We start from the raw sequence: 13,103 nt of genomic DNA on the forward strand, positions 1-13,103 counted from the left end.
CCCCATTTACTCCGCCCGCACTCCCATGGTGCGGTAAAACCCCCATGGTGCGGTAGGTGAAAACGGCTTGTTTCCGCGGTTTTATAAAACCTTCAAACCGCACCATGGGGATGAGGGGAGTGCGCGACACGCTTGGGCGATGAAGGGCCGGTACGTATGTACCGGCCCTTTCGCGTACCGCTACGATGGTGGGCATGACCGGAATGGAAGCGGAACAGCTGGCGCTTGAAGGGCTCGCCCCCCGCAAGCGGCGCCGTCGTGCGCCCGCGGCGCGAACGCCCGCCGCGCACGACCCGATCGCGCGCGTCGTGCTCGACATCCAGGCCACGCATCTGGGCCGCACCTTCGACTATCTCATCGACGAGAAGGATTCCGAAACCGCCCGTCCCGGCGCGCTCGTGCGCGTCCGGTTCGGCGGACGCCGCGTCAACGGCGTGATCTGGGAGCGTGCCGCCGCATCGGACACGCCGCGTTCCGCCCTGCGTTATCTCGAGCGCGTGCTCGGCGGCGACATTCTCGTCCCCGCCGCCATGCGCCGCGACATCACGCTCATCGCCGACGCGTACGGCGGCACGCGCGCCAACATCCTCCGCCTCGCCGTGCCGCCGCGCGTCGCCAAAGTCGAACAGGAACAGCGGCTCGTCGCCGGCTTCGCGCGTCACTCGGATGCCAGGCCCCCTTTGGCGAGGGGGCTGTCGGCGCAGCCGACTGGGGGAGAGACCGCTGCCGCGCCCGTCGACGTGTGTTATGACCGCATGTCGGCCCACTACGACGCGGGCGTGCGCGACCTGCGCGACGCGCTGCACGCCCGCGCCTTCCGCTCGTTCGTCTTCGACCCGCTGCCCGGCGTCGGCCAGGCCGCCAGCGCCCTCGCATGGATGGCCGCCGAATCGTTGTCCGCCGGACACGCGGCCGTCGTCGTCCTGCCCGGCATGAAGGAGACCCACGACGTGCTCGACGCGTTGCAGGCGCTCGGATTCGCGCCGTTCGGACCGGGGCGCGCCAGTGCCGGGACCGGCGGCTGGACCGGCGACGTCGCCATCCTCAGCGCCGAGATGCCGCCCGTCGACCGCTACCGCGCCTACCTCGCCGTCGCCACCGGGCAGGTGAAGTGCGTGATCGGGCCACGCGCCGCCATGTACGCGCCCGTCGACGGACCGGGACTGTTCGCCATCATGGACGACGTCGCCTACCAGCAGGCCGACGGGATGATGCCGTACGCGCATGCGCGCGGCGTACTCAGATTGCGCGCGCAGGCGCATGGCGGCGTGTTCGTCGCGCTCGCCAATGCGCGCAGCCCGTTGAGCCAGATGGAGGCCGTGGGGATTCCCGGCGTGCCGCGGCGCGCCGTCACGACCGCGGTGAGCGGGCCGTCCACACCCGTCCGCCCGCTGCCCACCGTGCTCCGTGACGCCATGCCATGGGTGCGATGGCTCAATCGCGAGGAGCTCGCGCGTCTCGCCGACCCGTCCATCGGCGCGCGTGTGCCGCACGTCGCCGTCGGCAACATCCGGGAAGCGCTGCGCTCCGGTCCCGTCCTGTTCTCCATCCCCTCCGACGGCGTGTCGGAGGCGTTGAGCTGCGCGAACCCGAAATGCCTGCGGCAGGCGCGATGCCGCCGCTGCACCGGGCCATTGCAACGTGTGAACGGCAATCCGGTGCCGCGCTGCCGCTGGTGCGGCGCGGCCGCCTCGAACTGGACATGCCCGCACTGCCACGGCGAGCGGCTGCGCGTCGTGCGCGTCGGCGCGGCCGGCACCGCCGACGAACTGCGTGGCCTGTTCCGCGGCGTGCCCGTCCTGTTGTCGTCGCCCAGCCAACCGGGCGGCATGATCGGCGAGATCGACTACCGTCCGGTGATCGTCATCGCGACGCCCGGCGCCGAACCTCGCGTGCGCGCGCCGCAGGGCGACGGACCCCGTTACTCCCCCTATGCGGCCGTCGCGATCCTCGACGCATGGACGAGCCTGTACGCGCCGGGACTGGACGCGCGCGTGGACACCCTGTCCGCGTGGATGCGCGCCGTATCACTGTGCGCGCCGCGCGAACAGGGCGGTCAGGCGCTGCTGCTGGGGGAGACCGACCCGGCCATCGCGCAGTCGCTGATGCTCTGGGACTCGTCGCTGCTCGCCGCACGCGAACTCGCCGAACGCTACGAGACCGGCATGCCGCCGGTCGTCTCCGTCGCCTGCGTGTGGGGGCGGCGTGACGCCGTCGACTACGCGCTGCGCGCCGTCGGCGCGGCGATCGGCGGCGATATGGCCGTCTGCCCGCTGCCGCAGGGCGTCGACGTCGCGCCGGGCGGCGGCATATCGGGTGATAGCACATCGGGTGACGGCACATCGACGCCGGTCGACGTGACGCCGCCGGTCCCGGAGCTGCCGGGCGTGCTCGGACCGGTGCCGATCCCGCAGCCGCGCACCGTGGACGCGCGCGAACTCGAAGTGACCGCCGACCGCGTGCGCGCCGTCATCCGCGTGCCCCACGCGCGGCGCGAGGAACTCGCCGAACGGTTGCGCACCGCGGTCGCACGCCACGTGGCGGCCCGCGAACCCGGCGAACTGCGCTTCCAACTCGACAGAAAGGACCTGATCTAGCGTATGGCCTCCACCGTCCCGCACGCATGGGAACATGATGGCGGCGACGGGCGCACCCCGCCTGCGGAAACATACGGACACGAACGTAAGGAGACGCGATGAAGGGTTGGCCGGGAGAACCGGAAATGGACTACGACGTGTTGGTGGCCGACGGCGAGGCCGCGGCGAACGCGGGCAAGCCGATTACCGACGTCATCTTCGACTTCGGCAACGTGCTCATCTACTGGGATCCGGCGGCCGTGCTCATCCCGCGCTACAGCCAGAAGACCATCGACGAGTTCCTCGACAACGACATATCCGGCTTCTACGACGCGAACGACCGCATGGACGGCGGCGCCACCCCCGAGGAGGGTGTTGCGTGGATGCGCGAGACCCACGGCGACAAGTGGGCCGACATCCTCCGGTACTATCTCGACAACTTCGAGGACTCGCTCGTCGGCGTCGTCCCCGGCGCGCGCGTGCTCATCAACGACCTCAAGGCCGCGGGGATCGGCGTGTGGGGCCTGTCCAACTGGGAGAAGGAGCTGTTCCCGATCGCCGAGAAGGCCACGCCGATCCTCGGACAGCTCGACGGCAAGGTCGTCTCCGGCTACGTGAGGCTGCGCAAGCCGCACAAGGACATCTACGAGCGCGCGTTGCAGGAGTTCGGCATCACCGCCGAGGGCGCCGTGTTCATCGACGACAAGGCGATGAACATCGTCGGCGCGAACGCCGCCGGCATCCGCGGCGTCCGCTTCAAGGACCCGGTCAAGCTGCGCCGCCTCCTCGTCGACGCCGGCGTGAACATCCCCGACCTCCAGTAGCGTGTCTCCGCCTCTGATGGCGGAGACCATCGTATTTCCTTGGCTCCCCCTTGAGGGGGAGCTGTCGGCGCAGCCGACTGAGGGGGCGTATCCCACCCCCACCACCAACCCAACGAAAGGAATCCCGTCACTCCATGCTCAAACTGCTGTTCGCCGGCACCCCCGACGTGGCCGTGCCGTCCCTCAAGGCGTTCGCCGCCGACCCGCGCTTCGAGGTCACGGCCGTGCTCACCCGCCCCGACGCGCCCACCGGCCGCGGCCGCAAGCTGAAGCCCAGTCCGGTCAAGGCGGCCGCGCTCGAGCTCGGCATCCCCGTCATTGACGCGAAGCCGCGCGACCCCGGCTTCCTCGACACGCTGAAGTCGCTGGACGTGGACATCGCCGCCGTCATCGCCTACGGCAACATCCTGCCTGCCGACGTGTTGGACGCCGTGCCGCTCGGCTGGTACAACCTCCACTTCTCCAACCTGCCCGCATGGCGCGGCGCCGCCCCGGTGCAGCGCGCCATCTGGGCCGGCGACGCGACCACCGGCGCCGACGTGTTCAAAGTGGGCGTCGGCTTGGACGACGGCCCCGTCATCGCGACGATGAGCGTGACGCTCACCGGCCGCGAAACCTCCGGCGAACTGCTCGACCGACTCGCCGAGGAAGGCGCGCCCATGTACGTGGACGCGCTCGCACGCGTGGGGGAGGGGACCGCGGTCTACACGCCGCAGCCCGCCGAGGGCTTCACGTACGCGCACAAGATCACCGTCGAGGACGCACGCATCGATTTCACGAAGCCGCTTGACGAGATCGACCGCCAGATCCGCGCCTGCACGCCGCATCCCGGCGCATGGTGCGAACTGCACGCGGGCGGCGACGCGGACGATGCGAAGCCGCTCACCCTGCACATCCTGCGCGCCCAGCCGGCCGATCCCGCGAACCCGAACACGCCCGCGTCGCTCGCGCCGGGCGAACTCAAGACCGGCAAGCGCAACGTGTGGGTCGGCACCGGCGGCGCGCCGCTCGAACTCACCGAAGTCAAGGCGCAGGGCAAGAAGGCCATGCGCGCCGCCGACTGGGCGCGCGGGGCGCGGCTCGGCGAAGGGGCGCGGCTCGCGTAGGGGGTCTCTCCCGCCGTCATCGCTTCGCGATGCCACCTCCCTCGTCAGAGGGAGGCAAGGGAAAGCGACCGCGTGGTGAGCCGATGCCTATGAACCTCCCTCGCCAGAGGGAGGCATAAAAGGGCGAGTCTAGCGGCGCAGGAGGTCGAGGACCTTGGTGAGGTCGCGCTCGTCGATGGCGGCGGGCGCGGCGGCGCGGGTCTTCGGCTTCGCGCAGAACGCGACGCCGAGACCGGCGGCCTGGATCATCGGGATGTCGTTCGCGCCGTCGCCCACGGCCACGGTCTGCGCCATGGCGACGCCGTCGCTCGCCGCCCACTCGCGCAGCGCCTTCAATTTCACCGTCTTGGTCACGATCTCGCCGTCCACGTTGCCGGTGAGCCGGCCGTCGCGCGCCTCGAGGCGGTTCGCCAGACGGTGGTCGATATGCGCCTCTTCGACGAGACGGTCCACCACCTCGTGGAAGCCGCCGGAGACGACGCCCACCTTCCAGCCGTGCGCGTGCAATTCGTCGATGAGCGCCAGCGCGCCGCGGGTGAAATGCACCCGGTCGTGCACCGTGTCGAACACGGAGACCGGCAGCCCCTCCAACAGGGCCACGCGGGCGCGCAACGCCTCGCGGAAGTCCAGTTCGCCGCGCATCGCGCGCGCGGTCACCTCGGCGATGCGCGCGCCGCATCCGGCCGCCTCGCCCAGTTCGTCGATGACCTCCTCGTCGATGAGCGTCGAATCGACGTCCATCACCAGCAGTCCCGGCTCGGCGAGCGTCGGCGGCTTCGCGACCGCGGACGCGGCCTTCCGGTCACCGTCGCCGTCATCGTGGGGCACGCCGGCGCCCTGCTCGTCAAGGAATTGCGTGGTTTCAAGCGTCATGCCCCCGATTGTCGAAAAACCTTGGGACAATCCCTCATATGATTTTCGACGCCATTCATGACGCCACGACCATGACCATCACCGCCGCGACCGTCCACGTCGCCGCCCCCGCCGCGGCCTCGCCCGTCTGCCCGACCGGCGACGGCGGCCTCATCCAGATCATCACCGACTGGCTCGTCTCCCTCATGGAGACGGTCGGCGGCATCGGCGTGGCCCTCGCCATCGCCCTCGAATCGATCTTCCCGCCGATCCCCTCCGAAGTGATCCTGCCGCTCGCCGGATTCACCGCCTCCCGCGGCACCCTGCACCTCGCCGAGGCGATCATCTGGGCGACCGTCGGTTCCCTCATCGGCGCGTGGGCGCTGTACGGCATCTCCCGATGGGTGGGGCTGCGCCGCATCCACAAGGCCGCCGACAAGATCCCCGGCGTGAGCCGCAACGACGTGGACAAGGCGAACGACTGGTTCACCCGCTACGGCACGTGGAGTGTGCTCATCGGCCGCGTCATCCCCGTCGTGCGCTCGCTGATCTCGATCCCCGCCGGCTTCAACCGCATGAACTTCCTGCATTTCACCGGATGGACGCTGCTCGGCTCCGCCGTGTGGAACACGGTCCTCGTCTCCGCCGGGTATTTCCTCGGCGCCGGATGGTGCTCGATTCTGGGGGTGCTCAACGTGTTCGAGGATGTGGTCATCGTCGCCTTCATCGTGGTCATCGCCGTGTGGGCCGTGCGGAAGGTGCGTACAGTGATGCAGAACAGGAACGGACGACGGGACGGGTGAGACCACCTTGGGCCGCCGGCCACCCCCTCAGTCGCGCATCCGCGCGACAGCTCCCCCCGAAGGGGGCGCAAGGCTACCCCTCAGTCGGCGTTGCCGACAGCTCCCCTGACAAGGGGAGCCGAGGGGAGGGGCGACCGGTGGCCGGCTCCGTTGACGAGCGCAGGGCTACCCCTCAGTCGTGCATCCGCGCGGCAGCTCCCCTGACAAGGGGAGCCGAGGGAATGGGGGCGGCCGGTGGCCGGCTCCGTTGGAGATGAAAGGAGAGGCGATGAGCGAGGAGACCGCCCGGGAATTGGCGGAGGTGAACGACCGGCTCATGGCGCGCAACCATGCGCTCGCCGAGGCGCTGAATCGCGCCGGCAAGGAGCTCACCAAGGCGCGCTCGCAGTTGGCGCAGCTCGCCCAGCCGCCGCTCACCTTCGCCACGATGGTGAAGGTCGACTTGTCGCGCGTCGACGACATGGGCGTGCAGCACGCCAGCGCCGAGGTCATCGTCGGCACGCGCCGCATGGTCGTGCCCGTCGCCGCGAACCTCAACGCGTCCCGTCTCGCAGCCGGCGCCACCGTCGTGCTCAACGAGAAGATGGTGCTCGTCGAGCAACGTGACCACGACGTGCTCGGCCCGGTCCGCACCGTCACGGAGACGCTCGCCGACGGCCGTCTCGTCGTCGCCGACGCGGGCGGCAATCCGAGCGTCGTCCGCCGCGCCAGCGCGCTCGCCTCCACCACGTTCGACAAGGGCGACCGCGTCGTCGTCGAGGCGTCCGGGCGCATCGCCGTCGCCGCGCTGCCGAAGCAGGACGACGCCGACCTCGTGCTCGAGGAGACGCCCGACGTCACGTTCGACGACATCGGCGGCCTCGACCGGCAGATCGACCGCATCCGCGACGCCGTCCAGCTGCCGTTCCAGCATCGCGATCTGTTCGCCCGCTACGATCTCGCCGCCCCCAAGGGCGTGCTCCTGTACGGTCCCCCCGGCAATGGCAAGACACTCATCGCGAAGGCCGTCGCCCATACGCTCGCCGAAGGCGTGGACGCGGGCACGGGCGGGACAGGTGCCAGACCCGGCGTGTTCCTCTCCGTGAAGGGCCCCGAACTGCTCAACAAGTTCGTCGGCGAGTCGGAGCGTCTCGTCCGCCTCATCTTCCAGCGTGCGCGCGAACGCGCCGCCGACGGCCGCCCCGTCATCGTGTTCATCGACGAGATGGACTCGTTGCTGCGCACGCGCGGCTCCGGCGTCTCCTCCGACGTGGAGACGACGATCGTGCCGCAGTTCCTCGCCGAATTGGATGGCGTCGAATCGCTCGGCAACGTGATGGTGATCGGCGCCTCCAACCGCGTCGATATGATCGACCCGGCCGTGTTGCGCCCGGGCCGTCTCGACGTGAAGATCCGCATCGACCGGCCGGACGGCGAGGCGGCCGTCGCCATCGTGCGTCACTATCTGACCGACGACCTGCCGCTCGAACACGGTCTCGACGCGGACGCGCTCGCCCGCGTGCTCGTTCGCGATATCTACACGCGCTCCTCCCGCCGCCATCTCGCCGACGTGCGCGACGAGCACGGCACCTGGAACGCGCTGTTCCTCGCCGACGTGACGAGCGGCGCGAGCCTTAAGAACATCGTCGACCGGGCGAAGACGCTCGCCGTGAAGGCGTCGATCGAACGCGGCGGCGACGTGGCGATCGGCGTGGACCTGCTCGCGAAGGCCGTCGAGGACGAGTTCGCGGAAACCCGCGATTCGCTGCTCGATGCCGACCCCGTCCAGTGGAGCCGCGTCAACGGCTTCGACGCCGGCACCGTCACCGCCATCCGCGGTGTCGAATAGTAGCAAGGAGTGGAACATGACCGTCAGACGAGTGATGGGGACGGAGACCGAGTACGCGGTGTCGCAGCCGGGCGTCGCCTACTACCAGCCGGTCAAACTGAGCTTCGACGTGGTTGGCGCGGCCGCCGACGACGCGACCCGGCACATCCGCTGGGACTACCGTCAGGAGGACCCGGTCAACGACGCGCGCGGCACCCGGCTCGACCGCGCCGCCGCCCGCCCCGACATGCTCACCGACGCGCCCCAGCTCAACATCACCAACGTGATCGCCCCCAACGGCGGACGTATCTACGTGGACCACGCGCACCCCGAATACTCGGCACCCGAAACCACCGACCCGTTCCAGGCGCTGCTCTACGACCACGCCGGCGACCGGCTCATGCTCGCCGCCGCCCGGGCCGCCAGCGCCACCGATCCCGAGCTCAAGGCGTCCGGGCATCCGGTCGTGCTCCACCGCAACAACGTGGACGGCAAAGGCGCCAGCTGGGGCACGCACGAGAACTACATGATGCGCCGCGACGTGCCGTTCAGCGACGTGGCCGCGCTGATGACCGCGCACTTCGTCTCCCGCCAGATCTGGGCCGGCTCCGGCCGCGTCGGCATCGGCGAGGCGAGCGAGGAACCCGGATTCCAGCTGAGCCAGCGCGCCGACACGATCCACGCGAAGATCGGCCTGCAGACCACGTTCGACCGGCCCATCATCAACACGCGCGACGAATCCCACGCCACCGACGCATTCCGCCGCCTCCACGTGATCGTCGGCGACGCGAACCGCATGGACGTGCCGCAGGTGCTCAAACTCGGCGTCACCTCCATCCTCCTGTGGACGCTCGAACACGCGCGCGAAGCCGACTACGACCTCGACACGCTGCTCGGCTCCCTCCAACTCGCCGACCCGGTCGAGGCGATGCACACCGTCTCCCACGACCTGACGCTCGCCGCCCCGCTGCCGCTCGAAACCGGCGGCACCACCACCGCATGGCTCATGCAGGTGGCCCTGCGCCGCGCCGTCTACGAGGTCGCCGCCGCCACGCTCGGCACCGACACGAAGGGCGAACCCGCGTGGGAGGACCGCGAGACCCGCAACGTCATGGCCATGTGGGGGCAGGCGCTCGCCGACACCGCCGCCATCCGCCACGCGGACGACGACAAGCGCCTCACGATGAAGGCGGAGGCCGGGCGCGTCGAATGGCTGCTCAAATGGCAGCTGCTCGAAAAGCTGCGCCGCAAGATCGCCAGCAAGACAGGCGTCGCCGCCGGCACCGACGCCTCCTCCTGGGCCGATCCGCGCCTCGCCGCCGTCGACCTGTCCTGGGCGGCGCTCGACCCGGCGAAATCCGTGTTCGCGAAACTCGCCGCCGCGGGAAGCGCCGAGCGCCTCGTCGACGACGACGCGCTCGCACGCGCCGCGCAGAACCCGCCCGAGACGACGCGCGCCTGGCTGCGCGCCGCGCTCGTGCGCACGTTCCCCGCCGACGTCGTCGCCGCCAGCTGGTCGCACCTGACCGTGCGCAAGCTGGTCTCCGGCACCGGTGAGGCAGGCGAAGCGATGCCGGAGACGTACGGCAACGCGTCGGCGGCCGAGGCGACGAGCGTGCGTCCCGGCGACCTCGTCAGCCTCGACATGTCCAATCCGCTCGCGTTCCGCAAAGAGAACGTCGAGACCGCGCTCGCCGAGGCGGGCGACGCGGCCTCGCTGCTCGAACGGCTCGCGCTGCGCCGATAGCCGTCGACACCGGGATACGGACTGCGGACGTCGCGCCGCCGGTCGTCTCGTCGCCGGCCGCACGACACCACCACAAAACACCGATAAGATGGTGAACCATGGCACAACAGGAGAATCTGCGCGACCTCGCTATGAAGGTCGCCGCCATCGCCCAGGCCGCCGGCAAGCACGCCCTGCAGGATCAGATGGCACCGCATGACATGCTCATCTCTCGCGAGAACCCCGGCGAACAGTCCAACGTGGAGGTCGACGGGCGTCTGCTGCGCTACATGTCCGGCCGTCTCGCGGACATGGAGCACTTCGACGGCTTCTGGCAGACGCGTCCATCGAAATCCCGCCCAGGACAGCGCTACTGGTGCGTCGGCAAGATCGACGGCGCCATCAACTACATCCGCAACATGAGCGAATGGGCCGTCACCGTATCCCTGTTCGAATTCAACGAGGAGGGCTCCGCGCAGCCAATCCTCGGCGTCGTGCACGCGCCGGCGCTCGGCGAGACGTATCTCGCCGCGAAGGGCGCGGGCGCGCTGCGCATCCGCAACACGCCCGTCGGCGAGAAGCGCGAGAAGGTCGTCCCGTCCATGACCTCCTCGCTGGACGGCGCGGTCGTGAGCTTCGGCATGTCCTACGTGCCCGGCGAGGCCGACCGCGCGCTGCACACCGTCGCCGCGCTCGCCGAAGGCCATCCCGCCGACATCAAGCGCGTCGGCCCCGCCTCGCTCGACCTGTGCAAGGTGGCCGACGGCACGTACGACGCGTATTTCGAACCGATGCTGCACGAGTGGGACGTGCCCGCCATCTCCGCGGCCGCCGTGGTCGTCTGGGAGGCGCAGGGCACGCTGCGGCGCTGGAACGGCAACGGCATCCACTGGCGTCAGGACAACGACGTGCTCTGCACGAACGGCCTGATCGACCGCGAGATCAAGCCGTACCTCATCCAGGGCGAAGGCGAGTGACGTCCGGTCGACCGGACGGACGGAAAGAACGGAAGGGGAACCATCATGCCTCAGGAATTCACGCAGGCGAACCAGTCCGCGCAGTCGGACCAGCAGGACGCGGGCGAGGAGCTCGCGGCCGCGCAGGCCGCGCAGCAGTCGGACGTCGAATTCGACGCGCTCGACGCGGTGCTCGACGACATCGAATCCACGTTGGAGACCAACGCCGAGGAGTACGTGAACAGCTTCGTGCAGAAGGGCGGCGAGTGATGCCGCAGCTGCGCGACAGCGGCACGCGCGCCGCCCACGAGGCGGGCGCGACGCCGGCTGCCGAACTCGACGGCTTCATGCGCATCTTCGGCGTCGAGACCGAATACGGCGTGTCCGTCACCGGCACCGACCGTCCGGTGGACGCCGGACAGGTCGCGATGACCATGTTCCAGCCGGTCGTCTCCCGCGCCCGCTCGACGAACACGTATCTCGACAACGGTTCGCGCCTCTACCTCGACGTCGGCTCCCACCCGGAGTACGCGACCGCGGAGGCGCGCGACCCGCTCGACGCGCTCGCGCAGGACGCGGCCGGCGAACGCGTGATGGCGTCGCTCGCGCAGGACGCGCAGACGCGGCTCCGCGCGAGCCACGGCGCGGGCGCGACGATCCACGTGTTCAAGAACAACGTGGACTCCGCCGGCCACGCGTTCGGCTGCCACGAGAACTATCTCGTCCGCCGGTTCGTGCCGTTGGAGACGATCGAGCGGCAGCTGCTGCCGTTCCTCATCACCCGTCAGCTGTACACGGGCGCCGGCCGGTTCACGCCGGACGGCTTCCAGATCACGCAGCGCGCCGACTTCCTCGACGAGGCGGTCTCGTCCGCGACCACGCGTTCGCGCCCGATGGTGAACACGCGCGACGAGCCGCACGCCGACCCCGAATCGTTCCGCCGTCTGCACGTCATCATCGGCGACTCCAACCGCTCCCAGTGGGCCACGTGGATGAAACTCGCCGTCACGCACCTCGTGCTGTGCGTGATCGAGGACGCGGTGCGCTGCGGGGTGCCGAGCGGGTTCGAGGATCTCACGTTCACCGATCCGGCCGCCGCGAACCGCGCGGTCAGCCGTTGGCTGGACGCGGGTACGGACGGGCGGGAGCCGGGCGATGCGTCCGGCGCGGGCGGCGCGGGCGATGCGGGCGATGCCGCGGCCGCCGGCATGCCCGATCCGCTCGCCATGCAGCGTCGCTACCTCGGCATCGTCGAGGCGTTCGTGCGCGACCGTCGTGAAGCGGTCGCCGCCTCCCTGCCGAGAACGGACGTCGATACCGTGCTCGCCGACTGGCGGTGGGCGTTGGACGCGCTGGAACGGCGGGATTTCGCCGCGTTGTCGCTGCGCGTCGACTGGGCGGCGAAGCACCTGCTCGCCGCCGCGATGCGCCGTCGCCGGCCGGACCTGGACTTCGCGCAGCTGGAACGATTGGAACTCGACTACCATGACGTGGCCAACGGGCGGCTCTACGGTTCGCTCGTCGCGCACGGCCGGCTGCGCGAGCTGCTGGACGGCGCGCGCGTGGCGGCCGCGAAGCACGAGCCTCCCGCCGACACGCGCGCCGCGTTACGTGGCGCGTTCGTGCGTCGCGCGCTCGACACGGGCGTCCAGTTCTCCTGCGACTGGACGACGCTCGTCGTCACCGCGCCGACCCGCCGCGAGGCGACCCTCCTCGACCCGTTCGGCGCCAAGCCGACCGACGCCTACCGCAAGCTGATGGCCGCGATGGATTGAGACGGTTTCCGGGATGACCCCCTCAGTCGGCCTTTGGCCGACAGCTCCCCCTGAAGGGGGCGCAAGGCACCCGCATTCGGCCATCTTCTGCTCCCCCTTGCAGGGGGAGCTGTCCGGCTATGCCGGACTGAGGGGGTATGAGGGGGTACAGAAGGTCGACATACGCGAGGGGCCTCCGCACCGATCGGTGCGGAGGCCCCTCGAAGATCTATGCTGCTACGCCGCTGGGCGGAAGACTCACTTATTGGTGACGGCCTTCTTCAGCAGGGAGCCGGCGGAGATACGCACGCCGTAGGTGGCGGGGATCTCGATGGTCTCGCCGGTGCGCGGGTTGCGGCCCGTGCGGGCGGCGCGCTTGACGCGCTCGGCGGAGAACAGGCCGGTCAGCTTCAGGCCTTCGCCGGACTGCATGGCCTCGACGAACACATCCTGGAAGGCGTTGACGGCGGCCTCGGCCTGGGCCTTGGTCAGGTTGGACTTCTGGGCGATCTTCGAAACGAGATCAGACTTGTTGTATGCCATGAACAGCATCCTTCTTTGTCCGGGGACCGGCAACTTGGCCGCCGGTCCGTTTATTTCATAGATGATGATAGCGCATGATGAGGCCAAACAGCGCATTTTTCAACGATTTCACGTGTTCCACAAGTGATTTTCACGGATTTCGCATCTCCCTCGCGC

General features: G+C 69.7%; 11 protein-coding genes. 9 read left to right on the plus strand and 2 right to left on the minus strand.

Features of this window, described 5'->3' with window-relative positions:
• Positions 1–194: 194 nt before the first annotated feature.
• The 3 genes from AC1AYP_RS00480 (at position 195) to fmt (ending at position 4,506) form a co-directional block, all read left to right on the plus strand.
• Complete coding sequence (locus AC1AYP_RS00480; protein ID WP_476503199.1) at positions 195–2,597, plus strand: primosomal protein N'; 2,403 nt, start codon at positions 195–197, stop codon at positions 2,595–2,597.
• Positions 2,598–2,695: 98 nt separating this feature from the next.
• Positions 2,696–3,400: an HAD family hydrolase gene (locus AC1AYP_RS00485; RefSeq protein ID WP_476531640.1), complete on the plus strand. Its 705-nt coding sequence runs from the start codon at positions 2,696–2,698 to the stop codon at positions 3,398–3,400.
• A gap of 134 nt (positions 3,401–3,534) precedes the next feature.
• A complete protein-coding gene (gene fmt, locus AC1AYP_RS00490; protein WP_476531642.1) occupies positions 3,535–4,506 on the plus strand; it encodes a methionyl-tRNA formyltransferase in 972 nt (323 codons plus the stop codon).
• Between the two features lie 129 nt (positions 4,507–4,635).
• Here fmt and serB read toward each other — a convergent pair whose 3' ends face one another.
• A complete protein-coding gene (gene serB, locus AC1AYP_RS00495; protein WP_476546472.1) occupies positions 4,636–5,379 on the minus strand; it encodes a phosphoserine phosphatase SerB in 744 nt (247 codons plus the stop codon).
• Between the two features lie 71 nt (positions 5,380–5,450).
• Here serB and AC1AYP_RS00500 point away from each other — a divergent pair, with 71 nt between their 5' ends.
• The 6 genes from AC1AYP_RS00500 (at position 5,451) to pafA (ending at position 12,425) form a co-directional block, all read left to right on the plus strand.
• Positions 5,451–6,161 carry a DedA family protein gene (locus tag AC1AYP_RS00500; RefSeq protein ID WP_476546719.1) on the plus strand — a complete coding sequence of 237 codons (711 nt, stop codon included), beginning with the start codon at positions 5,451–5,453 and terminating at the stop codon, positions 6,159–6,161.
• A 268-nt stretch (positions 6,162–6,429) separates the two neighbouring features.
• Positions 6,430–7,989, plus strand: coding sequence for a proteasome ATPase (arc, locus tag AC1AYP_RS00505; RefSeq protein WP_476546473.1), 1,560 nt, complete (start codon positions 6,430–6,432; stop codon positions 7,987–7,989).
• A 16-nt stretch (positions 7,990–8,005) separates the two neighbouring features.
• Positions 8,006–9,715 (plus strand): depupylase/deamidase Dop, encoded by a 1,710-nt coding sequence (gene dop / locus AC1AYP_RS00510; protein ID WP_476546474.1) that lies wholly within the window; start codon positions 8,006–8,008, stop codon positions 9,713–9,715.
• Between the two features lie 98 nt (positions 9,716–9,813).
• Positions 9,814–10,671, plus strand: a complete 858-nt coding sequence (locus AC1AYP_RS00515) for an inositol monophosphatase family protein (protein WP_476546475.1) — start codon at positions 9,814–9,816, stop codon at positions 10,669–10,671.
• 45 nt (positions 10,672–10,716) lie between these two features.
• On the plus strand, positions 10,717–10,920 hold the full coding sequence (locus AC1AYP_RS00520; protein WP_476531650.1) for a ubiquitin-like protein Pup: 204 nt from the start codon (positions 10,717–10,719) through the stop codon (positions 10,918–10,920).
• Positions 10,920–12,425: a Pup--protein ligase gene (gene pafA, locus AC1AYP_RS00525; protein ID WP_476546476.1), complete on the plus strand. Its 1,506-nt coding sequence runs from the start codon at positions 10,920–10,922 to the stop codon at positions 12,423–12,425. The genes AC1AYP_RS00520 and pafA overlap by 1 nt, the downstream gene beginning before the upstream one ends.
• 237 nt (positions 12,426–12,662) lie before the next feature.
• Here the strand turns inward: pafA and AC1AYP_RS00530 are convergent, their stop codons facing one another.
• A complete protein-coding gene (locus tag AC1AYP_RS00530; RefSeq protein ID WP_055426949.1) occupies positions 12,663–12,947 on the minus strand; it encodes an HU family DNA-binding protein in 285 nt (94 codons plus the stop codon).
• Between the last annotated feature and the right edge of the window lie 156 nt (positions 12,948–13,103).

This window comes from Bifidobacterium sp. LH_424, assembly GCF_056356895.1.

Excerpts from the sequence above, each read along its gene's own strand:
- AC1AYP_RS00480 (WP_476503199.1), top strand. The coding sequence starts at position 195 with ATGACCGGAATGGAAGCGGAACAGCTGGCGCTTGAAGGGCTCGCCCCC.
- AC1AYP_RS00485 (WP_476531640.1), top strand. The coding sequence starts at position 2,696 with ATGAAGGGTTGGCCGGGAGAACCGGAAATGGACTACGACGTGTTGGTG.
- fmt (WP_476531642.1), top strand. The coding sequence starts at position 3,535 with ATGCTCAAACTGCTGTTCGCCGGCACCCCCGACGTGGCCGTGCCGTCC.
- serB (WP_476546472.1), bottom strand. The coding sequence starts at position 5,379 with ATGACGCTTGAAACCACGCAATTCCTTGACGAGCAGGGCGCCGGCGTG.
- AC1AYP_RS00500 (WP_476546719.1), top strand. The coding sequence starts at position 5,451 with ATGACCATCACCGCCGCGACCGTCCACGTCGCCGCCCCCGCCGCGGCC.
- arc (WP_476546473.1), top strand. The coding sequence starts at position 6,430 with ATGAGCGAGGAGACCGCCCGGGAATTGGCGGAGGTGAACGACCGGCTC.
- dop (WP_476546474.1), top strand. The coding sequence starts at position 8,006 with ATGACCGTCAGACGAGTGATGGGGACGGAGACCGAGTACGCGGTGTCG.
- AC1AYP_RS00515 (WP_476546475.1), top strand. The coding sequence starts at position 9,814 with ATGGCACAACAGGAGAATCTGCGCGACCTCGCTATGAAGGTCGCCGCC.
- AC1AYP_RS00520 (WP_476531650.1), top strand. The coding sequence starts at position 10,717 with ATGCCTCAGGAATTCACGCAGGCGAACCAGTCCGCGCAGTCGGACCAG.
- pafA (WP_476546476.1), top strand. The coding sequence starts at position 10,920 with ATGCCGCAGCTGCGCGACAGCGGCACGCGCGCCGCCCACGAGGCGGGC.
- AC1AYP_RS00530 (WP_055426949.1), bottom strand. The coding sequence starts at position 12,947 with ATGGCATACAACAAGTCTGATCTCGTTTCGAAGATCGCCCAGAAGTCC.